This is a genomic window from Thermodesulfomicrobium sp. WS, from assembly GCF_027925145.1.
In the GTDB taxonomy this organism is placed as follows: Bacteria; Desulfobacterota; Desulfovibrionia; order Desulfovibrionales; family Desulfomicrobiaceae; genus Thermodesulfomicrobium.
In genome coordinates, this window is record NZ_AP027130.1 from 1,785,671 (window position 1) to 1,808,823 (window position 23,153).

25 protein-coding genes, 2 tRNA genes and 1 pseudogene are annotated in these 23,153 nt (G+C 64.3%); 14 read left to right on the plus strand and 14 right to left on the minus strand.

Going from position 1 to position 23,153, the window contains the following annotated elements; translation table 11 throughout:
- Positions 1-154: 154 nt before the first annotated feature.
- The 10 genes from QMF81_RS08580 to QMF81_RS08625 form a co-directional block, all read right to left on the minus strand.
- Positions 155-358 (minus strand): hypothetical protein, encoded by a 204-nt coding sequence (locus QMF81_RS08580; RefSeq protein WP_281750393.1) that lies wholly within the window; start codon positions 356-358, stop codon positions 155-157.
- Positions 359-444: 86 nt separating this feature from the next.
- Positions 445-1,701, minus strand: a complete 1,257-nt coding sequence (murA, locus tag QMF81_RS08585; RefSeq protein ID WP_281750394.1) for a UDP-N-acetylglucosamine 1-carboxyvinyltransferase — start codon at positions 1,699-1,701, stop codon at positions 445-447.
- A 15-nt stretch (positions 1,702-1,716) separates the two neighbouring features.
- The gene (locus QMF81_RS08590; protein WP_281750395.1) at positions 1,717-2,289 is read right to left on the minus strand and encodes a VOC family protein; all 573 of its coding nucleotides are present in this window, start codon (positions 2,287-2,289) and stop codon (positions 1,717-1,719) included.
- 63 nt (positions 2,290-2,352) lie between these two features.
- Positions 2,353-2,428, minus strand: a tRNA-His gene (locus tag QMF81_RS08595).
- Positions 2,429-2,560: 132 nt separating this feature from the next.
- Entirely contained in the window at positions 2,561-5,101 is a 2,541-nt protein-coding gene (locus tag QMF81_RS08600; protein WP_281750396.1) for an ATP-binding protein, read from the minus strand.
- Complete coding sequence (locus QMF81_RS08605; protein WP_281750397.1) at positions 5,098-6,201, minus strand: ABC transporter substrate-binding protein; 1,104 nt, start codon at positions 6,199-6,201, stop codon at positions 5,098-5,100. Before QMF81_RS08605 ends, QMF81_RS08600 begins: the two co-directional genes overlap by 4 nt.
- A complete protein-coding gene (locus tag QMF81_RS08610; protein ID WP_281750398.1) occupies positions 6,198-7,232 on the minus strand; it encodes an ABC transporter substrate-binding protein in 1,035 nt (344 codons plus the stop codon). Before QMF81_RS08610 ends, QMF81_RS08605 begins: the two co-directional genes overlap by 4 nt.
- A gap of 141 nt (positions 7,233-7,373) precedes the next feature.
- Positions 7,374-8,198, minus strand: coding sequence for a tetratricopeptide repeat protein (locus tag QMF81_RS08615; RefSeq protein WP_281750399.1), 825 nt, complete (start codon positions 8,196-8,198; stop codon positions 7,374-7,376).
- A 211-nt stretch (positions 8,199-8,409) separates the two neighbouring features.
- Positions 8,410-8,853 carry a hypothetical protein gene (locus tag QMF81_RS08620; RefSeq protein WP_281750400.1) on the minus strand — a complete coding sequence of 148 codons (444 nt, stop codon included), beginning with the start codon at positions 8,851-8,853 and terminating at the stop codon, positions 8,410-8,412.
- A 72-nt stretch (positions 8,854-8,925) separates the two neighbouring features.
- Complete coding sequence (locus tag QMF81_RS08625; protein WP_281750401.1) at positions 8,926-9,177, minus strand: DUF493 domain-containing protein; 252 nt, start codon at positions 9,175-9,177, stop codon at positions 8,926-8,928.
- A gap of 193 nt (positions 9,178-9,370) precedes the next feature.
- Here QMF81_RS08625 and QMF81_RS08630 point away from each other — a divergent pair, with 193 nt between their 5' ends.
- From QMF81_RS08630 to QMF81_RS08650, 5 genes are all read left to right on the plus strand, one after another.
- Positions 9,371-10,282 carry a hypothetical protein gene (locus QMF81_RS08630; RefSeq protein ID WP_281750402.1) on the plus strand — a complete coding sequence of 304 codons (912 nt, stop codon included), beginning with the start codon at positions 9,371-9,373 and terminating at the stop codon, positions 10,280-10,282.
- Between the two features lie 9 nt (positions 10,283-10,291).
- Positions 10,292-10,774, plus strand: a complete 483-nt coding sequence (locus QMF81_RS08635; RefSeq protein ID WP_281750403.1) for an adenosine-specific kinase — start codon at positions 10,292-10,294, stop codon at positions 10,772-10,774.
- 10 nt (positions 10,775-10,784) lie between these two features.
- Complete coding sequence (locus tag QMF81_RS08640; RefSeq protein ID WP_281750404.1) at positions 10,785-11,687, plus strand: NAD(P)/FAD-dependent oxidoreductase; 903 nt, start codon at positions 10,785-10,787, stop codon at positions 11,685-11,687.
- Between the two features lie 39 nt (positions 11,688-11,726).
- Positions 11,727-11,802 (plus strand) — tRNA-Ile (locus QMF81_RS08645).
- Positions 11,803-11,830: 28 nt separating this feature from the next.
- Positions 11,831-12,319 (plus strand): PaaI family thioesterase, encoded by a 489-nt coding sequence (locus QMF81_RS08650; protein WP_281750405.1) that lies wholly within the window; start codon positions 11,831-11,833, stop codon positions 12,317-12,319.
- A gap of 66 nt (positions 12,320-12,385) precedes the next feature.
- Here the strand turns inward: QMF81_RS08650 and QMF81_RS08655 are convergent.
- Positions 12,386-12,989, minus strand: a pseudogene (locus QMF81_RS08655) (integrase core domain-containing protein); the annotation flags it as partial.
- Positions 12,990-13,286: 297 nt separating this feature from the next.
- Here QMF81_RS08655 and fliJ point away from each other — a divergent pair.
- From fliJ to QMF81_RS08690, 7 genes are all read left to right on the plus strand, one after another.
- Positions 13,287-13,724 (plus strand): flagellar export protein FliJ, encoded by a 438-nt coding sequence (gene fliJ, locus QMF81_RS08660; protein WP_281750406.1) that lies wholly within the window; start codon positions 13,287-13,289, stop codon positions 13,722-13,724.
- On the plus strand, positions 13,717-14,277 hold the full coding sequence (locus QMF81_RS08665) for a hypothetical protein (RefSeq protein ID WP_281750407.1): 561 nt from the start codon (positions 13,717-13,719) through the stop codon (positions 14,275-14,277). Before fliJ ends, QMF81_RS08665 begins: the two co-directional genes overlap by 8 nt.
- Positions 14,277-15,026: a tRNA pseudouridine(38-40) synthase TruA gene (truA, locus tag QMF81_RS08670; RefSeq protein ID WP_281750408.1), complete on the plus strand. Its 750-nt coding sequence runs from the start codon at positions 14,277-14,279 to the stop codon at positions 15,024-15,026. The genes QMF81_RS08665 and truA overlap by 1 nt, the downstream gene beginning before the upstream one ends.
- Positions 15,027-15,055: 29 nt before the next feature.
- The gene (locus QMF81_RS08675) at positions 15,056-15,910 is read left to right on the plus strand and encodes a hypothetical protein (RefSeq protein WP_281750409.1); all 855 of its coding nucleotides are present in this window, start codon (positions 15,056-15,058) and stop codon (positions 15,908-15,910) included.
- 214 nt (positions 15,911-16,124) lie between these two features.
- A complete protein-coding gene (locus QMF81_RS08680) occupies positions 16,125-17,534 on the plus strand; it encodes an MBL fold metallo-hydrolase (RefSeq protein WP_281750410.1) in 1,410 nt (469 codons plus the stop codon).
- 15 nt (positions 17,535-17,549) lie between these two features.
- Positions 17,550-18,188: a peroxiredoxin gene (locus QMF81_RS08685; RefSeq protein ID WP_281750411.1), complete on the plus strand. Its 639-nt coding sequence runs from the start codon at positions 17,550-17,552 to the stop codon at positions 18,186-18,188.
- Between the two features lie 76 nt (positions 18,189-18,264).
- The gene (locus QMF81_RS08690) at positions 18,265-18,759 is read left to right on the plus strand and encodes a hypothetical protein (RefSeq protein WP_281750412.1); all 495 of its coding nucleotides are present in this window, start codon (positions 18,265-18,267) and stop codon (positions 18,757-18,759) included.
- Between the two features lie 140 nt (positions 18,760-18,899).
- Here the strand turns inward: QMF81_RS08690 and purM are convergent, their stop codons facing one another.
- Positions 18,900-19,946 carry a phosphoribosylformylglycinamidine cyclo-ligase gene (gene purM / locus QMF81_RS08695; protein ID WP_281750413.1) on the minus strand — a complete coding sequence of 349 codons (1,047 nt, stop codon included), beginning with the start codon at positions 19,944-19,946 and terminating at the stop codon, positions 18,900-18,902.
- 71 nt (positions 19,947-20,017) lie between these two features.
- On the opposite strand from purM, the gene QMF81_RS08700 reads away from it, so the two are divergent.
- Complete coding sequence (locus QMF81_RS08700) at positions 20,018-20,332, plus strand: hypothetical protein (protein WP_281750414.1); 315 nt, start codon at positions 20,018-20,020, stop codon at positions 20,330-20,332.
- Positions 20,333-20,335: 3 nt separating this feature from the next.
- Positions 20,336-21,352, plus strand: coding sequence for an AmmeMemoRadiSam system radical SAM enzyme (amrS, locus tag QMF81_RS08705; RefSeq protein ID WP_281750415.1), 1,017 nt, complete (start codon positions 20,336-20,338; stop codon positions 21,350-21,352).
- A gap of 3 nt (positions 21,353-21,355) precedes the next feature.
- On the opposite strand, the gene QMF81_RS08710 is transcribed toward amrS, so the two are convergent.
- A complete protein-coding gene (locus QMF81_RS08710) occupies positions 21,356-21,862 on the minus strand; it encodes a cob(I)yrinic acid a,c-diamide adenosyltransferase (protein ID WP_281752959.1) in 507 nt (168 codons plus the stop codon).
- Positions 21,859-23,121 carry an amidohydrolase gene (locus QMF81_RS08715; protein ID WP_281750416.1) on the minus strand — a complete coding sequence of 421 codons (1,263 nt, stop codon included), beginning with the start codon at positions 23,119-23,121 and terminating at the stop codon, positions 21,859-21,861. The genes QMF81_RS08710 and QMF81_RS08715 overlap by 4 nt, the downstream gene beginning before the upstream one ends.
- Positions 23,122-23,153: the final 32 nt, after the last annotated feature.

Below are 23,153 nucleotides of genomic sequence, written 5' to 3' on the forward strand. Positions count from 1 at the left end.
GACCGCCATCAAGACCGGGATCCTCGCCCAGCTCCAGGCGGAAATCGAAGCCCTCTCCCACCGCTCGCCGCGGGCATAACGCCAGCACACACTCCGCCAAAAACCCGGGGAGGGGCCCCCGGGTTTTGATGATGAAGCACGCCTCAAGGTGCCGCTAGCCCCACGAATCCATAATCGTGCCTCGCCCCGTGTACACAGGCAAAAGCACGTCCTGCTGAAAATCGTAGAGCGAGCTTGCCCCCCGATGCTGCCGCTGCCATTGGTGCATGGTGTTCAAGGTCTTGGTCACCACCATGGCCCCTACGGTCTGACGGTCCAGCCCGGTCACCTCCTGCCACTGCGCGTCCACTTGCACCATACCCCACCTCCTGGATGCGAGGGTTATATGCCCTCCATAGCACTCCAACCACCCATCAGGCAAGGGGAGAAGCCAAAAACCGCTCCTTATTCCTTCTCCCGGCGGATGCAGGCGCCCACGGCAGCGAGCTTGCGCTCCATGGCCTCGTAGCCGCGGTCCAAGTGGTAGATACGCCGCACCACCGTGGTGCCCTGGACAGCAAGCCCGGCGAGCACCAGACAGGCGCTGGCCCGCAGGTCCGAGGCCATGACCAGCGCGCCGGTGAGACGCTGCACCCCGCGCACCACGGCCGTCTGTCCCGCCAAGGTGATGTGCGCGCCCAGACGGCAGAGCTCCGGCACGTGCATGAAGCGGTTTTCAAAAATCCCTTCCGTAATGGTGCCTGCGCCCTGGGAGACGGTCATGAGCGCCATGATCTGGGCCTGCATGTCCGTGGGAAACCCTGGATAGGGCTGGGTAGTGACATCCTGGCACATCAGCGGGCCGGTGGCCTCCGCCACCACCACGTCCCCGCGCGCCTCGATACGCATGCCCATTTCCCGCAGCTTGGCGGTGACGGCGTCCAAGGCCGCCAGCGGGCAGTGCTCCAACTCCAGGCGCCCCCGGGTGATGCCTGCGGCCACCAGGTAGGTGCCGGCCTCGATGCGGTCGGGCATGACCTGGTAGCAACATCCCGCAAGGCGCGGCACCCCTTCGATGCGCACCACGCTACTGCCATGGCCGCTGATACGCGCCCCGCAGGCGCGCAAGAACTCCGCCAGGTCCACGATTTCCGGCTCCCGGGCGGCGTTTTCGATGACGGTCTCTCCGTCGGCCAAGACCGCGGCCATGATGAGGTTCTCCGTGCCGCCCACGGTGGGAAAATCCAAGAGGATATGGGCGCCGTGCAGACCGTCCGGACAGGAGCCGACGATATCGCCGTGCTCCAGGGAAAACCGGGCCCCCATCTTTTCCAGTCCCTTGAGATGCATATCCACCGGCCGGGCGCCGATGGCGCACCCTCCAGGCAGGGCCACTCGCGCCGTACCCAAGCGGGCCAGCAGGGGCCCCAAACACAAGACCGAGGCGCGCATGGTGCGCACCAGGTCATACGGGGCCTCCGGCCGCAGGTCACAGGCGTGGATCACGACGTCCCCGCCCGCCTCGCGCTCCGCCCGGCACCCCAAGAGGCCAAGGAGCTGGATGGTGGTGTCGATATCGCGCAGACACGGCACATTGCCGATCCGCACCGGCTCATCCGCCAAGGTGGCGGCCAGAAGGATAGGCAGGGCGGCGTTCTTGGAGCCGCTTACCGCAATGCGGCCATCCAGCGGGCGGCCGCCTTCGATGACAAATCGATCCATGAAACACCCTCTTCCTTATTTGAGAATCCTGCGGCGAATCATCTCCCCTTCTCCAGGATACACGGTACGATCGGCAGCAACTTCTCCGTGGGGCCATACCTCTGGCCGCGGGGTGCTGCCTTCCGTGGCTGCTGCCGGCGGATGGGTATCGGTCAAGACAGGATGGCGGCGCACGTCACATTCCGGCACCGGCCAGCTGAACTCGATGGGGATGTTGTTGGGGTCAAAGGCGTACACCGAAAGGATGAACCCATGGTCGATCACCTCGGATACCCAGAAGCCTGCGGCCTCCAGCCGGGCCTTGACTTCCCACAGGTCGTCCTTCTCGGCCACGCCGATGGAGACGTGATCAAAGGCCACCGGGCCGCGCACCGGCACGCCATGGTCCTTCTCCGCGACTGGCTCCACCCCGGGCCACTCGAAAAAGGCGATCATGTCGTACTCGGAAATCTGGAAAAAATAGTGGCGATATCCCGGGTGCCCAAGGCTCACCACCATGGGCATGCCCAAAAGGTCCCGCCAGAAGCGGATGGTCCTTTGCATGTCCGCAGTCACCAAGGCCAAGTGGTTGATACCGGTATACCGCACCGCACGCCTCCTGATGAAGAACAAAAAAGGCAGAACCTCCAGGTTCTGCCGTGCGTCTTGTTTTGGGGTGGATGACGCGACTTGAACGCGCGACCGCCTGGGCCACAACCAGGAGCTCCACCAACTGAGCTACATCCACCACATCCTCGCGGCGTCCGCCGTCGAGGCGCTCTCTTTGGCCGAAGTCCCCCCTGCTCGTCAAGGAGTTTTCTGCATGAGCACCCAAGTCGCCGTCCACTTCCCAGGCTGGGCCTGGATGCCCCTGCCGCTGCTACACGGCAAGGGCCGTCACGATGCGATCCAAAACAGCCATGAGCTGATGGATATCGAGAGGTTTGGTCAAAAAGTACCCCATGCCCGCATCCCGGGCCCGAGCCTCGTCTTCGGGAAGGGCATGGGCGGTGAGCGCCACCAAGGGCATGGCGGCCATGCCGGCAAACTCTGGATAACTGCGAATGGCGCGGGCGGTCTGCAAACCGTCCATCTCCGGCATCTGGATGTCCAAGAAGGCCACGTCATAATGGTCTGCACGCAGCCGCGCCAACGCCTCCAAACCATTGACCGCCTCCTCCACGTGGCAGCCCAATTTTTGCAGCAATGCCCGGGCCATGAAACGGTTGACGTCGTCGTCCTCCACCACGAGCACCTTGAGGCCGTATTGCGGCAGGCCCTCGTGCGAGGACGACATCGTCTCTTCGGCCGGCGGCGCAACCCGCCGGGCAGGCACGCAGACCGCAATCCAAAATCCTTCGCCCGGGGCCGTATCCACGGTGATGGTCCCACCCATGAACTCCACCAGGCGCTTGACCACGGCAAGCCCCAGCCCCGCGCCCTGATACTTGCGGGTCAGGGAGGCGTCTTCCTGGCGGAAGCGCTCGAAGGCGCGGGGCAGATGGGCGGCAATCATGCCGATACCCGTGTCTTCCACCTGCAACAGCAGGCGCTGCCGGCCATCGGCGCTGGTGAGCGCATCCACACGCACCACCACCTCTCCGTGAGGGGTAAACTTGGCGGCGTTGCCCACCAGATTCATGAGGATCTGCCGCAGCCGTGCGGCATCGCTCTCCACCCACAGGTGCTCTTCGGCCTCCAGCCGCAATTCCACGCCGCTTCGCTGCGCCTGGGTGCGCACCAAGGCCAAGGCGTGGTTTGCCACGTCCACTACGTCCACAGGAGCGCGCTGCGCGGCAAACCCGGCGGCAGCGCGGCTGAGTTCCAGGATATCCGTGAGCACCCGCAAGAGATTGCGGGCAGAATCCAGGGCCACGGCCACCTGCTCCGCCTGCTGCGGCGGGAGGTTTTCCAGGCGCAGCAGTTGCAGCACGCCCATGATGCCGTTCAAGGGAGTGCGCAGCTCATGGCTCATGTTGGCAAGAAACTCGTCCTTCATGCGGCTGGCCTCTTCGGCCTGGCGGCGGGCTTCCTCCTGGGCGCGCAGGAGCTTCTCCCGTTCGGTGACGTCCACCAGCGATACCACGCCGTAGAGGCGCCCCTGCTGCCGCAAAGGCACAAAGGCATACTCCACGATGCGCCCGGAGGGCAGTTCCATGACCCCGCGCTGGGAGTGGCCGGCCAGCACCGCCACTCCAAAGGGCCAGCTCCAAGAAGGACTCTGCCAGAGGGGCGCGCCGGAGCCATCATCCAAGAGCACCCGTGCGGCCTCGTTGACCAAAACCGGCCGCCCCATGGCGTCCAGACCCAAGATCCCCTCGGCCACGCTCTCCAAGATCGAGCGGTTGAGGGAGGCCAAGGCCTGCACATGGGCCAGTTGGTCCTCCAGATTGAGGTTGAGCTGGACATTGTCCAACTCCCGTTGGCGCACCTCCTGCGCCATATGGTTCAGGCTCTCGGCCAGGGCGTCCAATTCCAGCATGCCGGGCGGTCGCACCCGGGCGTCGTACTCACCGGCGGCCACGGCCGAGGCCTGCCGCGCCATGTCGTCAAGGCATTGCGTCACCCAATGGGCAAGGCCCCGGGCCACCAGGCCTCCCACGATCAGGCCGATCCCCCCCAATAGGGCAAAAAAGGAGGCCCCCCACAGCACCGGACGGCGCAGGCTCTCCTTGGAAAGACGCACCACAACCAGCCACCCCACTGGCTGGATCCGCCCTGCAGCCCCCAAGAATCGGGCATCCTCCACCTCGCGAATCCCCCAGTCTTCAAGGTCGACGACCGACCCAAACCACGTATCTATCTGGCGCTCCAGCACACGCCTTGCCTCGGGGTGGGCAATGAGACGGCCCTGGTGGTCCGCCATGGCCACCTCCACGTGCGCCGACGAAAAGCTTCGCACCAGTTTCTGAACACTGCGTAAATCCAAGGCTGCAAGCAGGACGCCGTCGCCGCCCTGTACCCCTATCTCCACACTCGGAGCGCCCGAGCGCGGATCCACGAGAACGTCGGAAATATACGCCCCATGCTGCCATGTCCCGACCACTCCTGGATGCCGGGAGAGATCCCAGCCCACAAGCCCGGGATCCGAACTCGCCTGCACGATCCCATCCCGGCCGACCACCAGCAGGCGGGAGAACTGGGGATAGAGGTGCTCCAAACGCACGACTTCTTCCTGCAGACGCACCGCAGGAATCCGCTCCAAGTCCTGCAGGCAGGTATGCAGCGTCGCCTGAGCGAGGAGCAACGCATCCTGGCTGGCCTGCACCGCCACCCGGACGATGTCTTGGCAATGGTCTTCGGCCACGGAGCGCACATGCAGCCACCACAAGGCAGAGCCCATCAGGACGAGCACCACGGCGCCGACAGTAAGAAGCGCGACCACCCGCCGCAGCACAAACTGGAAGAAGCTCTGCGTCACGGCGTCTCCTCAAGGGGTTCGTAGCGACCATCGCGCACCACCACCAAGCGATAGTCGTGGATCGCATCGCCGGTGGCATCAAAGCGGATCTCCCGCTCCAGCCCTTGGTACACGGGCACTGCCAAGACGGCCTCTTTGATGGCCGCCCCGGTCAATCCCTGGGCGCGGCCCATGGCGTCCAGAAGGATCCGGGCCGCGTCATAGCTCCAAATAGCGGCAAAGGAAGGCTGCCGACTGTAGCGCTGCTGAAAGGAATCCTGAAACCGGGACATCTCTGCGGAAGGCCGCATATCGTTACCCACGAGCACCATGCCCTCCACGGCCCTGCCGCCTAGGGGAATCAGGTCCGTGGTCTGGGCCCATTTGGCAGCCACCAGCCGCGCACCTACCCCGGCCTTCCGCAACTCCTGGGCCATGGCCGCAGCGTGCAGGGAATTGGAGACCAGAACGACCGCCTCCGGGGCCAAGGCACGGATACGCGCTGCCAGACTTGGGGCGTCGAAGGGATCGCCTTGTCCGTAGGTCAACGTCTGGCCGGAAAGCCCCAGCGGCCGAGCGGTGTGCCAAAAGGCCGCCGCCACGTCGTTGGTGTACTCGGCGTTGTCCGCGTCCTGCACCAGGACGACCTGGGCGGCCCCCTGGACGTGGAGATGGCGCGCCAGCACCCCCCCCTGGTCTGCGGCCTTGGCGATGGAGCGCACCAACATGTCGTCACGGCCGGAAAGCAGTTCCGTGGACATGGTGGGCGAAAAGAAGAGGATCTCCGGGTGGCGCTCCATGGCCGCCAAGGTCACCCGGGCGTGCCGGCTCACCATGGGCCCGAGGATCGCCACCACCCCTTGGGAAGCGACCTCTTCCAGGGCTGCGGCGCAATCCACCTCATCGGTGCCGGCGTCGCGGACCACCACCTCCACCGGCCGGCCGTGGATGCCGCCCTTGGCCGCCACCTCCGCCACGGCCAGAAGCACCGCGTCCCGGCCATCCACCCCCAATTCCGCATACGGCCCGGTGAGTCCTGCCACGAATCCGATACGCACCGGAGGGGCATCACAGGCCACCACCAGCAACGCCGCCCAAAAACACCACACCACGCGCATCATAAGCCCTCCACGGGACGAAAGGATCCGTCCGCCACCTTCAGGAGCTGATAATCATAGAGGATATCACCGAAGGCATCGAAGCGGATCTCCCGCTCCAACCCCTGATACACCGGCACGGCCAAAATGGCCTCCTTGATGGCAGCTCCTTCCAGACGCTTGGCCCGGGCCATGGCATCGAACAGGATGGAGACACAGTCATAGGTCCATACCGCGCCGTACGAGGGCTGTCGGCCATAGCGCCGCTGGAACGCCTCCTTGAACGGCGTCAGCTTGGGGCCAGCGCGCCAGGCGTTGCCCACCACCAAGAGACCTTGCATGTCCGCCGCCTCGGCCACTTCCGGGACCCCGGCCCATTTGGACGAGAGCAGAGGCAGATCCGGCCGGTGGGCACGCAGGGCGCGCACCAGGGCCATGGTCTGGGGGGCATTTGCCGCCAGCACCACGGCCTGCGGCTGGTACGTCAGGGCCTCCGCAGCCAAGGCATCTGCAGGACAGCCCTGCGAGCCCGCATAGCGCACAGTCTGCACGACCTGTACTCCCCAGCGCCCTCCAGCGGAACGCAGGCCCAGCACAACGTCTCCGGTATAGGCTGCATTGCCCGTATCCTGAATGACCACGATCCGCAGCCAGCCTTGCTGGGCGGCATACGCGGCCATGAGCGCCCCTTCGTCCTCGGCCTTGGCGATGGAACGCACAAACATGTCGTCGCGGCCAGAAAGGAGACTCGTGGACATGGTGGGAGAAAAGAAGAGCACCTGCGGGTGACGCCCCATGGCCGCCAAAGTCACCTGGGCGTGGCGGCTCAGCATGGGGCCCACGAGGGCCACCACCCCCTGATCGGCGACGTCATCCAACGCCACGGCGCATGCCGCCGCATCCATGCCGGCATCGCGCACCACCACCTCCACGGGACGGCCCTGGATTCCCCCCTTGGCGTTGGCCTCAGCCGCGGCCAGGAGCACCGCGTCCCGGCCGTCCACTCCAAGATCCGCATACGGCCCCGTCAGCTCCCCCACGAAGCCAATGCGCACCGGAGGGGAATCGCAACCGATACCAGACAGTATCACTAAAAAGAAAAAAATATACTTGACGAATAGATAATTTTCTGAAAAAGGAGTTCGCACAGCCCACATCTGCAACCTCCTACCCACCCTCCCTCCGGGGAGGGTTTTTCATGTCCCCTGGGCCCGGGCCACGGCGCGGGCCAGTTTTGCCGCCTCCTGGTGCCGGGGGTTGAGGGAGAGGCAAATGCGCACGGCGTTGGCGGCGTGCTCCAGCTTGCCGGCCTCGTACATGGCCCGACCGAGATTGAAATACAGGTTTTCGTCGTCCGGGCAGATTTCCAAGGCGCGGGTATAGTAGCGCTCGGCCTCGTCGTAGAGTTTTTGCTTGCGCAGGGCGATGCCGAATTCGTTGAACAGGTGCTTGTGGGCTGGGTCCATGAAGCCGTCGAGGCTCACCAAATGCTCGAACACTGTTTGCGCCTTTTCCGGCTGACCGTACTGGAGATAGGTGAGCCCCAGGCCGAAGAGGGCGCGCACGTTGTCTTCGTCCATGGCCAGGGCGCGGTTGTATTCGAGTTCCGCCGAGTACGGCTGCCCGTTTTTGCGATGGCGGTCGCCGCGGGCGATGGTCTTGCGCAGCTCCACCATGGCCGGCCGGATCTTCTTGAGAAAGACGTCCACTTCCGGCTGGTACTGCGTCACCAACTCGGCAAGGGTGATCTCCTGAGGCTTGCCCACCGGCAGCCAATGGTCGTTGAGGGTCTGCAGGGCCAAGACATCGTCGTCCACCTGCCGGGCATAGTAGTAGACGGTGCTCTCTTCCTTGCGACTCGTCGTGCCCGTGCCGATCTTGATCTCCTGGCGCTTGGAGCAGGCGCACTCCAACCCCAAATCCGCGGCGGTGCAGTACTGGGAGAGTTGCTCCAGCGTATAGGCCTCTTGGCCGCCCGCCTCGGCCTCACGCAATTGCGGTGCAGAACAGATATTTTCCATAGGTCCCTATGTGGTGCTGTTGAGCAGCCCCTTTTCCCAACGGACGCGCCGCGCTCCAGACGCGGATACAACTCGCGGCCTTGAGATCATCCATATCGAGTATCCGCCTCCACCGCAACGCCCTCCCTTGGCAACCACGCAAAAAACAAACGGGTCTGTCCGGAAGGGGCTTTTCCGAACAGACCCGCCATGGGGCAGGGCGGTGCATCCGTCACGCCACGGCGTGCACCGGCCCGCGACGGGCTGCGGCCAGACGCTGGAGGACACCCAAGGCAGACTCCAGGCGGTCGGCCATCAGGCTGTTGCCTTGGGTCGTGGCATGGGCAAGGCGGGCCTCGAATTCCGCTATCCAGTCCACCCGCCCGGCGGCATCGGCGCGGGTGCGAAGTCCACCGGCCCCGGCGGCAGGGTCTTGGGACAACGTCGCGCATTGCTCCACGGTGATGACCCCGGCGTCACACAGCGCCTGGGCGACCTGGGCAAGCTCTGCCGGGGTGGCAGCGCGCACATCGAGACGGCTTGCTGCTGCATGCCATGGCGAAGGGACGGGCGCCGAGGCGTGCGCCTTGGGAGCGGCAGCCGAAGCAGTAAGGGAGCGGATCAACGAAAACGCGGTATTGGCAATGCCAAGGGCGGCCAGGGGGGCGATGGTCATGGGCTTTCCTCCGCACGGCAAGGATTGCCGTTTGCCTGGAAGAAAAGCACAAAGCGGGCCAAGAGCAACGGGCTACAGCAAGAAGCGCACCCCCGGACAGGAGGAAAGGCTGTGGGCCAGGACGTCCAAGTGGTCGCGGCTCGGCACCACCACCCGCACGCTGTAGGTGACGTATTTCCCGCCCCGGGAAGCGCGGCCGCGCACCGGACGCTGCGCATACCCATAGCGGTCGAGCACCTTGCCGATGGCGCTTTGGGTGGCGGGGGTGTCCTCGGCGATCACGCGAAACTCCCAAGCCAAGGGAAACTCCAATTCCAATTGCATAGACTCCTCCTCGTGGCCGCGGCCTTTTGGAGAAAACCCTGCCCCCCGTCAAGGCGGCCTCGAACGCTTGCGCCGGACACGCATCTTCCGCCAAGAACGCGTTTTTGCACGCGTACCGGCGTTGACACCCCATCGTCCTCTCCCTAGAACCATTCCGGCCACGGCCCCACGCCCTGCTTGCAAGGATCAAAGCATGTATCTCGAAGATTCCGAAGACACCGCGGTGCTTCCCGAAGGCCGAGCCAAAGAGCTCAAGCTCTTCACCGTCTGTCTCAAAAAGTTCATCCGCAAGGTTTTTGAGCACATGGTGGCCACCCGCTTTGCCTCCTGGCAGGAGCTGGCCATCCATGAGCAAGACGGCATGGTGTACCCCATCTACAACTACGTGCTCGACCGCGATGACCCGCGGTGTGCGTCCTTCTACCCCGAGCACGGCCTGGATTTGGACAACGGCCAGATCCTCCTGGCCGACCTGTCCGTCTCCGCCATCCTGGAGGAAGAAGGGGCCGTGGGCCTCGAGTTCTATCTCTACGAGACCACGTCCATCGTCCCCTTTGTGTGCGACAACTTCGAGGCCATCCAGCACGAACGGCCGAGCATGAGCCATTTCCGCCGCGCGGAAGACGCAGACTTCGAGGCCCTTTACGAAGAGCTCAAAAGAAGCAACCTCTTCGATGACCTCTATTACGAGCTCAACAAATCCATCCTGCTCATCGAACTGAGCGAACGCGAGATCCTCACCGATATGAAGCAGGAGGCATTACGCATCCTCGCCGGGGTCTTCAGCCGGGCAAAATCCATCACCAACCTCAGCACCATCGCCAACACGGACATCAAAGAGTGTCGCCTCGACTTCACCGCCGACGATCGCCGCTTCTCCGTGGTGGTGCTCAACGGGCACGACGCATTCAACAACCCCGTGTATTCCTCGGTGATGACCTTGCCGGAATACAAATCCATCGCCCATTACGTGGATTTGGATACGTGGTACGAAAAACTGGTCAAGGTCCTGCGGGCCAAGAATGTGGACAACCCCGAGGCCGTCATCCTCGACGCCCTGCGCCCCCTGGACCGCCCGGTGCGCACCGCAACCCCCAAACCTTAAGGAGCACCCATGGAGCTCTCCCTCGTCCCCATCCACAATCCGGCCCAAGACAACGTCATCCTCGGCATGTCCCATTTCATCAAGACCGTGGAGGACGTCCACGAGGCCATCGTGAGCACCGTGCCGCGGGCCCGCTTTGGTCTGGCCTTTTGCGAGGCCTCGGACCGCTGTCTGGTACGGCTTACCGGAACGGACGACGAACTCATCGCCCTGGCCCGGGACAATGCCTTGGCCATTGGCGCGGGGCACAGCTTCGTCCTCTTTCTGCGGGACATGTACCCCATCAACATCCTGCGCACCCTCAGACAGGTGCCTGAAATGGTGCGTTTTTTCTGCGCCACCGCCAACCCCGTGCAGGTGATCGTGGCAAAGACCGATCAGGGTAGGGGCATTCTCGGCGTGGTGGACGGATTTTCTCCCAAGGGCGTGGAAGGCCCGGACGACGTGGAGAAGCGCCGGGCATTCTTGCGCACCATCGGCTACAAATTTTAAGGAGGCTCGTGTGGACCAACACGTAGACGTTCTCATCATCGGCCAGGGCCCGGCCGGACTTTCCGCCGCCATCTACACCGCCCGCGCCGGCATGGATACGCTCATTCTGGGCTGCGCGCCCAAGGTGGCCGGAGACTACGCCATCGACAACTACTTCGGCTTTACCGAGACCATTTCGGGTAAGGAGCTCATCGAGCGCGGCCGCATCCAGGCGGCCAAGTTCGGGGCGGAAATCCGCTGCGAGCGGGTGCTCTCCATCCACCTCCTCGACGACGGCAGCTTCGAAGCGGTGACCGAAGCCGGCACGGTCCATGCCCAGGCCATCATCCTCGCCACGGGCGTGTCCCGCGTGCGGCCCAATATCCCGGACCTTGCCCGCTTCGAGGGCAAGGGCGTATCCTATTGTGTGAGCTGCGACGGCTATTTCGTGCGCGGCAAGCCCGTGCTCGTGGTGGGAGAAGGCAATTTCGCCGCCAACCAGGCCCTGGAGCTGCTGCAATACACCCTCAAGGTCACCCTGTGCACCCAAGGGAAAGAACCCGCCATGAACGCGGATTTCCGCCGCCGCCTGGAAGAGGCGAACATCCCCATCCGCACCACGAGCATCCAGGCCCTGGAAGGCGACAAGTTCCTGGAGCAGGTGCGCTTCGATGACGGCACCACCCTGGACGTGGACGGTCTGTTCGTGGCCATGGGGGAGGCCTCCTCCTCGGACTTTGCCTACACCCTGGGGCTGACGCGCAACGGGGTCTTTTTGGAGGCCGACTGCGAGCAGCGCACCAACGTCCCTGGGGTCTTCGCCGCCGGCGACTGTGTCGGGCGCTTTCTCCAAATCAGTGTGGCTGTGGGCGAAGGGGCCATCGCCGCCAGATCCGCCATCGACTACGTCAAAAAACGGCGCAAACAGCCTTGACGCTCCCCCAGGCCGCGCCCTAACCAGCGCGGCCACAGCGGGCCCATAGCTCAACTGGCAGAGCCCCCGGCTCATAACCGGATGGTTCCAGGTTCAAGCCCTGGTGGGCCCACCATCTTCGTCTCCACAAGGATCGCTCTCCCATGGAACCTCTCCATATCCAAAGCTGCTACCCCCCGCAGTACCAGTGCTGCTACGGATGCGGGGTAAGCAACCCCCAGGCCCTGGGGGTTGCCACTTTCTGGGACGGTGCCGTCGGCCGCGCCACCTTTACCCCCAAGCCCGAACACACCGCTGTGCCGGGGTTCGTCTATGGCGGGCTTTTGGCCTCATTGGTGGACTGCCACGGCGTGGCCACCGCGGCGGCGGCCATCGCCGATGATCCCCGGCATCCGCCGCGGCTGGTGACCGCCTCCTTGCAGGTCCAGTTCCTCTGCCCCACCCCTCTCGGGCCGCCCCTCGAGCTGACCGCCCGTCTCACGGAACGTCGCGGCCGCAAGGCCGTGGTGCAGGTGGAGATCTCCGTCCAGGGGAGCGTGACCGTGCGCGGCGAGGTGGTGGCCGCCCCCATCCCGGCGCACATGGCGCACCAGGCCGCCCCGTCTTCCCCGTCGGCCCCGCTGACCGACTGAACCCTCTCGACAAACGGTCCATATTCTTCCTTGTCCAATGTTGGGCCTTGTGTGGACCCGGGACATTACTTTTGAAACGAACAACTTTGGTTGCTTTGTTTGCCACCTTCGGAGTTTCTCAATAGGTGTCCTGTGGCCTAAAGCGCGTTGGTGAATGTGGTGATTGTCCGCCCAGAGGTATCGCATGAGCGTCTCTTGCAGGTCGGCTGCCGAAACAAAGCGCTCAGCGCGTAGAATCTCGGCAATGCGGCCGTTGAAGCGTTCTACCATCCCGTTGGTTTGCGGATGGCGGGGTTGGATGAGCCGATGCACAATGCGTTTCTCACCACAGAGCTGATTAAACGAATGGCGTCCCGTAGGTTGGCGTTCGCCAGTAGCGCAAAAGCGGTCGGTGAACTCCTTTGAGAACCGTACGCGCTACAAATGGAGCGTTGGCAATGGCGTTTGCGAGAAAGCGTGTCGCGGCTTCAGCACTCTTATTCTCGTGGATTTCCAAATAGACCCAGCGCGTTGCCCGATCGATCGCGACAAAGAGGTAGCGGCGCTGCGCCTCATCGGGCATTTGCGGCAGGTATTTGACGTTGACGCGGTGACTGACCGAAGCGAGCGCTTGTTGGATCTCACGGCGAATCCGGGGTGTCGTTCGGGCATTGGCATGAATCCTGGGCATGGCTCCGCTCCATCCTTCAATGCTTTCCGGCCTTGGAACAAGCGCTCAAGGAGCCGGTATGCTTCGAAGCGTTTCGCACGGCTTCGGGGCATATGATGCGGGACCTGACAGCTATTTCCTTCGCGCCCGTTATGGGCATCTCTTCCTTTACGAACGGCAACGCCCCACGGCGCCGCTTCCCGCGCTTTTTTCGCCGCCCAGCCGCTGATCCCAGCAGCCTTCAAGAAACCCACGCATACCGCCGCAGCGTGCACGAATCTTGCTAAAGTCTTCGGCAACCACCTTCTGGAGCTGTCCATGCCGCCCTTTCGCTTCCGTCTGCAGCAAGTCCTGAACTACCGCGAGCGCCTCGAAGACGAGGCCAAACTCGCCCTGGCCCAAGCGGAAAGCGCCCTGGCCATGGAACGCCTGCGCCTGAAGCGCCTCGAAGAGGACCTGGAAACCGCACGCTTGGGCCTCTTGCAGGAGGCCCGGCGTGCGGCGGATTTCTGGCTCTGGCAGCCCTATATCCAACGCCTTACCGAACAACGCGCCGCCAGTCTGCGCCGCCTTGACGAGCTGGCTGCAGCCGTCGCATCCTGCCAAAAACAACTCCAGCAGCGCTCCATGGAGCGCCGCCTCGTGGACAAACTCCGCCACCGCCACCTGCAGCGACACACCTATGAAGAAAACCGCCGCGATCAATGTGCCCTCGACGAAACCGCGACCCTGGCATACTGCCGTCGGGATGACTAGGCTTTTCGCCCTGCTGGCGCTCTTGGCCCTGGTGAAGCTTGGCGCCATTGCGACCCTCGCCTGGGCCCCGTCCCTGCCGGCACCCGCTCAAGCTGCGCAGGACAATGCTTCGGCGCCGCCGGCCCCAGCCGCCCCCGCCGCCTCGCCCGCCAACGCATCCGATGACACGCCGCTCCCCGTGCGGCTCCAGGAACTGCGCGAGCGCGAACAGGCCTTGAACCAAAAAGAGGCCAGCCTGCGCGCCCTAGAAGAACAGCTGGACCGCAAACTCCAGGAGCTCAAGGCCCTCCAAGCCCAGGTGCAGGCGATGCTCGACAAGGCCGACGTGCTCAAGGACGAAAAGATCCGCCACCTGGTGGACGTCTACAGCAACATGAAGCCACAGCAGGCAGGCCAGACCCTGGAATCTCTGGACGAAGCCATCGCCGTCAAAATCCTGGCAGGCATGACCGGACGCAAGGCCGGAGAAATCCTCTCCACCGTGCGGCCGGACAAGGCGGCCAAACTCTCCGAGGCCCTCACCCGCCTGCAAACGCCCTTCGGGACCCAGTAGTGCCGCGCATCCGCCTCATCCTGGCCTACACCGGAACCCACTACCATGGCTGGCAACTCCAGGCCCTCGGCCCCACGGTGCAAGGGACCGTGGAAGCCGCCCTCGAGCGCCTGGTGGGCGTCCCCACGCGCGTGCATGGGGCGGGCCGCACCGACGCCGGGGTCCACGCCGTGGGGCAGGTGGCCCATTTCGACGTCGCCCACGAAAAACGCCACATCCCCTGGCAGCGGGCCCTCAACGCGGTGCTGCCCGGCGACATCTGCGTGCGCGAAGCCGGCGAAGTGGATGCGGACTTTCATGCCCGCTTCAGCGCCACCGCCAAAGAATACAGCTATACCTTGTGGACCGAGCCGGCCTTTGTGCTCCCCCAGCGCCGGCCCTTCACCTGGGCCACCGGCCCTCTGGACCTCGCGGCCATGGACGCGGCCGCCCGCCACCTCGTGGGCACCCACGACTTTGCCAGCTTCCAAAACGCCGGCACCCCGGTGCAGGATACCTGCCGCACCCTGACGGCCATCACCCGCACCCCAGGCCCGACCCCCTGGGAATGGACCCTGCGCTTTGAGGCCAATGGATTTCTCAAGCAGATGGTGCGCAACCTGGTGGGACTGCTCGTGGCCGTGGGCCGGGGCCGCATCCCTGAAACAGCCGTGCCGGACATCCTGGCAGCCCGTGACCGCAAGGCCGCGCCGAGCACCGCCCCTGCCCAGGGCCTGTGCCTCGAATGGGTGCGCTACGACCACGGGTAAAGATCTTCCGCGTCCTGCCGATAAGGGACGTGCACCTGCATCCCCTGGAACGCCCTATGGCCCTGACCAACTTCGAACGCCTGTTCATCGCCGACACCGCCAACACCCTCTGGCAGCAGGACTGGCTGCTCAATGTGTACTTTCAGGGCTCCACCGTGGGGGCCAACCTGCGGCGCATGGTCCTCGGGAAACCTCCGCTGATCCCCCTCACCAACCCCTCCGACGAGGCCATCACCGGTCGGCTGCGGGCGGACTCCCGCAGCATCGGCCAAAACGCCCGCAACGTGCGCGAGGCAGCCAGCATGGTGGGCATGGCGGCCAGCAGTGTAGGGAGCATGAAGAACATCCTCCAGGAGATGAAAGACCTCGCCGATGCCGTGGACGCCGGCGATATCTCCGCCGCCGTGGCCCAGACGCAGTACGACACCCTCTTCGCCAAGCTCCAAAGCATCGTGGATACCACCCAGTATAACGGCATTCCCCTGCTCAACGGCAGCTCCTGGCCCACAGACCGCATCGACGCCCAAGGCCGGGTCTATATCCAGGGGCTGCCCCAAGACGGCTTTTCCATCGCCTTCCAGCGCCTCGACGATACCAGTGTCCTCGACTGGGCCACCATCAACGCCGATTTGAGCAACCCCACGGCCCGAGCAAATGCCATCACCGCCCTGTCTTCCGCCATCACCGGCACCGAGACCCTGGCGGACATCTACACGCGCCGTAAGGAAAACCTCACCGGCCACGCAAGCCAGCTCCAGGCCCAATCGGACCTCCTGGCCCAGGCCGCCGAGGCCCGGCGCGTCACCCCCACCCTGTCCATCGAAGAAGTCTTCCTGCGCTTGCTGCTGCGCTCCACCGGCACCCTGGTGGATCTTGCCGGCTGACAAACACTCCGTTTCCTCCCGCTTTCCTCCAGTTTTTGACAATACCCGGCAAAAAGGGGTACACACCTGTCAAAGTCGTCCCCAGGCTTGAGACGATTCCAGGACGCCATATCTTGGCCTCCCCAAGCCTTCCGCTGTTTTTTGAAAAACCTTGACAACTACTAAAAGTTCTCAATAAGAATTTGACGTCACGAACCCTACCAAGGAGTATCCCATGTATTTTCAACAAATCCGCGTCCCTGGCCTCGGATGTTTTTCCTACGTGCTGGGCTGCCCTGCCGCAGGAGAAATGATCGTCGTGGACCCCAAGCGGGACGTCGACGAGTATCTGCAGATCTCCCGCGACGAAGGAATGCGCATCACCTGCATCATCGATACCCACGTGCACGCCGACCACGTCTCCGGCGCCCATGAGCTGGCGGCCCGCACCGGTGCGCCCATCGCCATGCACCCGGACTCCCCGGTCTCTTTCCCGTTCACCCCCCTGCCGGAAGGCACGGTGCTCACAGCCGGATCGGCCCGGCTCGAGGTCATCCACACCCCAGGGCACACGCCCCACTCCCTCTCCATCCTGGTCTCGGACCTGGCCCGCTCTGCCGAACCTTGGCTCATCCTCACCGGGGATTTGCTCTTTGTGGGCGATATCGGGCGACCGGACCTCGTGGGCGAGGCCGTACTCGAAGAGCAGATCGCCAACCTCTACCACTCCCTGTTCGTGAAGCTCGGCGCCCTGCCCGATCACCTGGAGGTCTACCCGGCCCATGGCTCCGGTTCCCTGTGCGGCAAGGGCATGAGTCCCAAGACCAGCACCACCCTGGGCTATGAACGCCGCCACAATCCGCGCCTGCAGTTCGACTCTCTCGAGGCCTTTGCCGCGGCCATGCGCCAGGATTTTCCCGTGCGCCCCAAGAGCTTCACCCACATCATCGCCACCAACGCCAAAGGGGCACCACTGCTCGAGCGCTGCCCGCGCGAGCTTGCCTTGAGCGTGGACGAGTTCACCCGCCACATGGAGGCCGGGGCCGTCATCATCGACGCTCGGGACGGCGTGGCCTTTGGCGGTGGGCACATCCCCGGGGCCCTCAACATCGGTCTGGAAAAGTCCCTGGCCAATTGGGTGGGCATGGTGGTGGACCCCAAGGCGCAGATCCTCCTCGTGGTCGCCGACGCCGCAGGCTTTGCCACCATGCGCACCGAGCTGATCCGCATCGGCTACGACAACATTCTCGGATACCTGGCCGGCGGCATCCAGTCCTGGATCAACGCCGGCCGTCCGGTGCATCGCCTCACGCAAATCAACGCCCATGAACTGGCCGAACGCCTCAAAGGCGGCCAGCCGCCCCGGCTCGTGGACGTGCGCACGCCCCAGGAATGGGCCGCCGGACGCATCCCCGGGGCCGAACACCAACCCTTCACCGAAATCCTCGCCGCCTGCTGCACCCTGCCCACCGATGAGGAGATCGTGGTCTACTGCGGCTCCGGCTACCGTTCCAACATGGCCGGTTCGTTTTTGCGGCAGCACGGCTATGCCAATGTCAAATCCCTGGCCGGCGGCATCCTGGCCTGGACCCGCTCCGGCCGGTTGCTCACCCAGGAATCTTCCGCTCCATCCGCAACCATCTAAACAAGGAGAAACGCGATGTCTGGTATTCCTCTGCTCGGCGAAGCCTTTCCGGAAATGGAAGTGGTCACCACCCACGGCACCATGAAGTTGCCGGAGGCCATGGCAGGCAAATGGTTCGTCCTCTTCTCCCACCCAGCGGACTTCACCCCGGTATGCACCACGGAATTCGTGGCCTTTCAGAAGCGCTATCCGGAATTCAAGGCCATGAACTGCGAGCTCATCGGCCTGTCCATCGATCAGGTGTTTTCGCACATCAAATGGGTGCAGTGGATTGGCGAACAGCTCAAAGAAGAGATCCAGTTCCCCATCATCGCCGACGATATGGGCCGCGTTGCCGCCAAACTCGGCATGGTGCATCCAGGAAAAGGCACCAACACCGTGCGTGCGGTCTTCATCGTGGACGACAAGGGGATCTTGCGCATCATGCTCTACTACCCGCAGGAAGTGGGCCGCAACATGGATGAGATCCTGCGCTGCGTCAAAGCCCTGCAGACCTCCGATGCCCACGGCGTGGCCATCCCCGCCGGTTGGCCCAACAACGAGCTCATCGGCGACAAGGTCATCATCCCCCCGGCCAAGGACGTGAAAACCGCCACCGAACGCACCGGCCAGGCCGACAGCTTCGACTGGTGGTTCTGCTACCGCAAACTCTGATACGCTGGGGCCGGGCTTCCCCCGGCCCTGACGCAGCACATGCTTCCTATCATCACAACACCTCGAGGATACCTGGATGCGCTCTCACCTTCGCGCGGAATATCTTGTCCTCTTCTTGCTCACCTGCGCCCTTTTCGTCCCTGGGCACTCGGCCACGGCCGAGGACTTGGCGTGGTCTTCTCCCCTGGATCTGCGCGCCCAGGCCGATCCCCTGGACTTCCAGAGCCAGCTGCGCATGCGCTTCGGCACGAATGATGCCCAACTGCGCATGGTCCTCGGCACCACGCACCGGCCATCGGACGCCTACCTCGTCTTGCGCCTCGCCGAGCTCACCCGCCGACCTTTGCCCATCATCCTCGATAGCTATCGCCAGCAGCGCCCGCTTGGCTGGGGGGCTCTCGCCCAAAGCCTCGGCATCAAGCCGGGATCGCAGGAGTTCCACGCCCTCAAGGCCGGCGACGACCCCTGGCTGCGCAATTTTACCGGCAGCCCGCATCCCGCCCCAGGACACGGCAAAGGGAAAGGACACGCCCCTGGCCGAGGGCACAAGCCCGAGGGCCGGTTCCCTTGAGCTCCTCCATGGTGCGGGCGCCGGCGACACGCCCCCGGCCGAGGGCACACGCCCGAAGACCGGTTCCTGACCCATGCTCTCAAAATCGAAGGCGCCGTACGGCGCCTTCGGTGGTTTGTGTTCCAAGGAGAAGAAAAAGCCTATAGGGCGATATGCACCGCCGCCGCGCCCTCGGGCCGCTCCCGCACCTCGCCGATGATCCAGCCAGGACAGTGCAGGGCATGAAGACGATCCAATATCTCCTCGGCCAGGGTCTTTTTGACCATGAGCACGTACCCCACCCCGCAGTTGAAGATCTGGAGCATCTCTTCCCAGGACAGCCTTCCATGCTCACGCAGCCAGCGGAAGACCGGCGGCACGGGCCAGGCGCCAAAAGCGATGTGGACCATGGTGCCCCGGGGCAGCACCCGGGCAATATTGTCGTAGAAGCCGCCGCCCGTGATGTGGGCCATGGCGTGGATCTCGAAGTCGCGCAGCAGGTGGAGCACCACATCCACGTAGATGCGCGTGGGGGTGAGCAGCGCCGCACCCAAGCTCTGGTCCGAGTCGGCGAGCGGGTCTTGCAGACGAGCACCGCTCTCCGCCACGATTTTGCGCACCAACGAGTAGCCATTGGAGTGGATCCCGCTGGAGGCCAAGCCAATGACGACATCGCCCACGCCCACACAAGAGCCGTCCACGATGCGGTCATTGTCCACGATCCCCACGCAAAACCCGGCGAGATCGTATTCGCCCGGGCGGTAAAAATCCGGCATCTCCGCGGTCTCGCCGCCGATGAGGGCGCAGCCTGCCTGACGGCAGCCCTCGGCGATGCCGGCGATGACCTGCTCGGCCACGTCCACGTCCAGCTTGCCGGTGGCAAAGTAATCCAAAAAGATGAGCGGCTTGGCCCCTTGCACCACGATGTCGTTGACGTTCATGGCCACAAGGTCGATGCCGATGGTGTCATGGCGGCCCAGGTCCCAGGCAATGCGCAGCTTGGTCCCCACGCCGTCCGTGGCGGCAACAAACACCGGATCGCGGTAGTTGGCGAGCAGCGGCTTGAAGAGTCCGCCAAAGCCGCCCAAATCCCCAATCACTCCTTTAGTGCGGGTGGAGGCTACATACTTCTTGATGCGCTCCACCAAGGCATTGCCTGCCTGAATATCCACACCGGCGGCTTTGTAGGCTTGGTCTCGATGTTCCATAACTCCCTCCCTCTTGCTACCATGGGGCGGCATCGGATACGCTTGGTACGTCAACGCCCCAGGAGGCTTTCATGAATACGCGTCCCACCCCTTCAAGTAAAGCAAAGGTCTGCCTTGCGGCTCTGCTCCTCGCCCTGACTGCCGCCCCTTGGGCCCTCGCCCAAGGCATCGTCATGGAAAGTACTCCCCAAGCCGAAACCCAGGGCTTTTTCGACCAGAGGACCATTCTCTTTACCGACAACGCCACGGAAGAGTTCATTCGCGTCACCCCGCAGGCACCCCGCCAAGAGCGTTCCATCCTTCTGGCCCCCGAGCTTCACTTGGATCTGGAGGTGCAGCCGCCTGCGCCCAGGCCGCCCCGCGTGCTCCTGCCGGCCACGGAGTAGCCCATGCGCCCGGCCCTGCTTGGAAAGCCCCTTGCCGCAGGCAACGTCCTCTGCCAGGCGTGCGGACATTTCTGCCGCCTGAGTCCAGGTGCGCGCGGCCGCTGCCAGGTGCGCGCCAACGAAGGAGGGCAATTGGTTTCCCTGGTGGGCTACCGGGTGGCCGCCCTCCACGTGGATCCCATCGAAAAAAAGCCGCTCTTCCATTTTCTGCCAGGCACCACGACCCTCTCCCTGGGCACCCAGGGCTGCAACTTCCATTGCCATTTCTGCCAAAACTGGAGCCTTTCCTGCGTGCGCGGCCCCATCCAGGGCGACGAAGTGGACCCGGCCGAGCTGGCCCAGGCCGCCCGACGCCTGGACTGCGCCTCGGTGGCCTTCACCTACTCCGAACCCACGGTGTTCCTCGAGCTTGTGGTGGCCACGGCGGACCAGTGCCGGCAGCGTCACCTCGCCACGGTGCTGGTGAGCAACGGCTTTCAAAGCCCCCAGGCCTTGAAGCTCCTTGGCGGACGCATCGACGCCGCCAACATCGACCTCAAGGCCGGAAGCGAGGGCTTCTACCGCAATATCTGCGGCGGCCGTCTGGTCACGGTACAGAAAAACCTCGTGGCCATGCGGCGCATGGGCTGGCACGTGGAGGTCACCACCCTGGTCATCCCCGGCCATAACGACAGTGACGCGGAGCTCACCAGCATCGCCCGCTTCCTTGCCCAGGAACTCGGGCCCCACACCCCCTGGCACGTCTCCCGTTTCCACCCCTGCCACCAAATGCCCCACGTGCCGCCCACACCCCGCGCCACCTTGCTGCGGGCGCGCGACATCGGCCGGGCCGCGGGACTCCACTTTGTGTTCGTGGGAAACGTGCGGGAAGCAGGACTGGAAGACACCATCTGCCCAGGCTGTGGGCACACCGTCATCCGCCGCCTGGGATTTCACGTGGCGGAAATGGCCCTTCGCGACGGCGCCTGCCGCCACTGCGGCCAGGCCATCATCGCTCCCCCGTCGCGCCCGTTGCCGTAACGATCAGAACTCCACCCCGGCCTGCGCCGCAACACCCTCGGCGTAGGCGTGGCGCAGCGGGAGCATCTCGGTGACGATATGGGCCCGGGCCACCAGCCACGACGGCGCCCCGCGGCCCGAGAGCACCACATGGCAGGCAGCGGCACGAGCGGCGTCGAGCACGGCCTCCAGCTCCGAGCGCTCCAGCAGCCCGTAGCCCAAGGCATAGACGGCCTCGTCCAAAACGAGCACCTGGCAGCCGGAATCCACCTGGGCGTGCGCCCAGGCAAGGGTCGTTTGCGCTGCGGCGCGGTGGGCGGGAAAATCCTCGCTGCGGCGCAAAAACCCGATCCCACCGGCATAAAAACGCTCGCCCAAAAGCTCGGCCAAAAGGCGCTGCTCCCCGGCCTGATGGGGACGCTTCATGAACTGGGCGAAGGCGACGGTCATGCCGTGTCCTCGGGCCCGCACCGCCTGGCCCACGCAGGCCGAGGTCTTGCCCTTGCCCTCTCCGGTATAGACGATGATCACGGGGTGCATTGGGCCTTCTCGCACAGGCGGGCGGCGCATCTTCGCGCCTCATGCAGGATCTCGTCTTCACCGTCCACCACGCCGTCGCGCATGAGGATCCGCCCCGCGCAGATGGTATAGAGGACGCGGCCTCCGCTATACACCCAATTGGAAACCACGTTGTGGACCGGAGTCATGCGCGGGTCGTTCAGATTGACCAAAATACAATCCGCCGGCGCTCCCACGGCAAGACGGCCACATTCCTGGCCGTAGATCTCCGCACTGCCGCGGGTGGCGGTGTGCAGGGCCTCCGCCGCCGGCAAGGCGCACGGGTCCGCGCTCAAAAGCTTGGCGAGCAAGGACGAAATCTTCATCTCCTCGCGCATATCGAGGTTATTGTTGGACGCGCAGCCGTCGGTGCCCAGGCCCACCCGCACCCCGGCACGACGCAAGGCATTGTAATCCAAGGCACCGGACGCCAGTTTCATGTTGGAGATCTGGTTATGGATGATGCCTACCCCATGGCAGGCCAACAGTTCCCGCTCGGTGTCGTCCAGCCAGATGCCATGGGCCGCCACCACGTGCGGGCCGAGCACCCCAAGGCGGTCCAGGTACACCACCGGCCGCACCCCATGCTCCCGCACGCAGTCTTCCACCTCTTTGCGCGTCTCGGAAAGATGCAGGTGCAGGATGAGACCACGCTCCCGGGCAAAGTCCGACAGCCACACCAGCGACGGCGCCGACACCGAGTAGATGGCATGAGCGCCCACCACGAAAAATACGGACTCCGGATCCCCCAGGCTCTGCTCGTAGAGATCGGTCACCTGCCGGCGCATGGCCTCGGCCCGTGCCGGGTCGCCAAAGTCGAAAAAGGCCCCACACACCCCGGCGCGCAGTCCCATCTCCACGGCGGCGCGGACCGTGGCCCGCGGGTGCCAGTACATGTCCACGAAAAAGGTGGTGCCGGTCTTGATCATCTCCAGGCAGGCGAGCTTGGCCCCCCAATAGACGTCTTCGGCGCTCAAGTGGGCCTCAAAGGGCCAGATCTTGGTGGAGAGCCAGGAATGGAGCTCCATGTCGTCGGCGTAGCCACGCAGGAGCGTCATGGCCGCATGGGTATGACCATTGGAGAAGGACGGGAACAGGGCCAAGGAGCGGGCGTCCAGCACCTCGTCCGCCGGCTGGGAAATCTCCGGGGCGATGGCGGCAAAGCGGCCATCTTCGATGAGCACGTCCCGCACCCCTTCGGGGAGCAGGGCGCCACGGATCAAAAGGGACATAGCGACCTCCGCACGCATTTCTTGGCAGGCAG

Coding starts and splice junctions, on each gene's coding strand:
- QMF81_RS08580 (WP_281750393.1), bottom strand. CDS start 358: ATGGTGCAAGTGGACGCGCAGTGGCAGGAGGTGACCGGGCTGGACCGT.
- murA (WP_281750394.1), bottom strand. CDS start 1,701: ATGGATCGATTTGTCATCGAAGGCGGCCGCCCGCTGGATGGCCGCATT.
- QMF81_RS08605 (WP_281750397.1), bottom strand. CDS start 6,201: ATGATGCGCGTGGTGTGGTGTTTTTGGGCGGCGTTGCTGGTGGTGGCC.
- QMF81_RS08615 (WP_281750399.1), bottom strand. CDS start 8,198: ATGGAAAATATCTGTTCTGCACCGCAATTGCGTGAGGCCGAGGCGGGC.
- QMF81_RS08620 (WP_281750400.1), bottom strand. CDS start 8,853: ATGACCATCGCCCCCCTGGCCGCCCTTGGCATTGCCAATACCGCGTTT.
- QMF81_RS08625 (WP_281750401.1), bottom strand. CDS start 9,177: ATGCAATTGGAATTGGAGTTTCCCTTGGCTTGGGAGTTTCGCGTGATC.
- QMF81_RS08630 (WP_281750402.1), top strand. CDS start 9,371: ATGTATCTCGAAGATTCCGAAGACACCGCGGTGCTTCCCGAAGGCCGA.
- QMF81_RS08635 (WP_281750403.1), top strand. CDS start 10,292: ATGGAGCTCTCCCTCGTCCCCATCCACAATCCGGCCCAAGACAACGTC.
- QMF81_RS08650 (WP_281750405.1), top strand. CDS start 11,831: ATGGAACCTCTCCATATCCAAAGCTGCTACCCCCCGCAGTACCAGTGC.
- fliJ (WP_281750406.1), top strand. CDS start 13,287: ATGCCGCCCTTTCGCTTCCGTCTGCAGCAAGTCCTGAACTACCGCGAG.
- QMF81_RS08665 (WP_281750407.1), top strand. CDS start 13,717: ATGACTAGGCTTTTCGCCCTGCTGGCGCTCTTGGCCCTGGTGAAGCTT.
- QMF81_RS08680 (WP_281750410.1), top strand. CDS start 16,125: ATGTATTTTCAACAAATCCGCGTCCCTGGCCTCGGATGTTTTTCCTAC.
- QMF81_RS08685 (WP_281750411.1), top strand. CDS start 17,550: ATGTCTGGTATTCCTCTGCTCGGCGAAGCCTTTCCGGAAATGGAAGTG.
- QMF81_RS08690 (WP_281750412.1), top strand. CDS start 18,265: ATGCGCTCTCACCTTCGCGCGGAATATCTTGTCCTCTTCTTGCTCACC.
- purM (WP_281750413.1), bottom strand. CDS start 19,946: ATGGAACATCGAGACCAAGCCTACAAAGCCGCCGGTGTGGATATTCAG.
- QMF81_RS08700 (WP_281750414.1), top strand. CDS start 20,018: ATGAATACGCGTCCCACCCCTTCAAGTAAAGCAAAGGTCTGCCTTGCG.
- amrS (WP_281750415.1), top strand. CDS start 20,336: ATGCGCCCGGCCCTGCTTGGAAAGCCCCTTGCCGCAGGCAACGTCCTC.
- QMF81_RS08715 (WP_281750416.1), bottom strand. CDS start 23,121: ATGTCCCTTTTGATCCGTGGCGCCCTGCTCCCCGAAGGGGTGCGGGAC.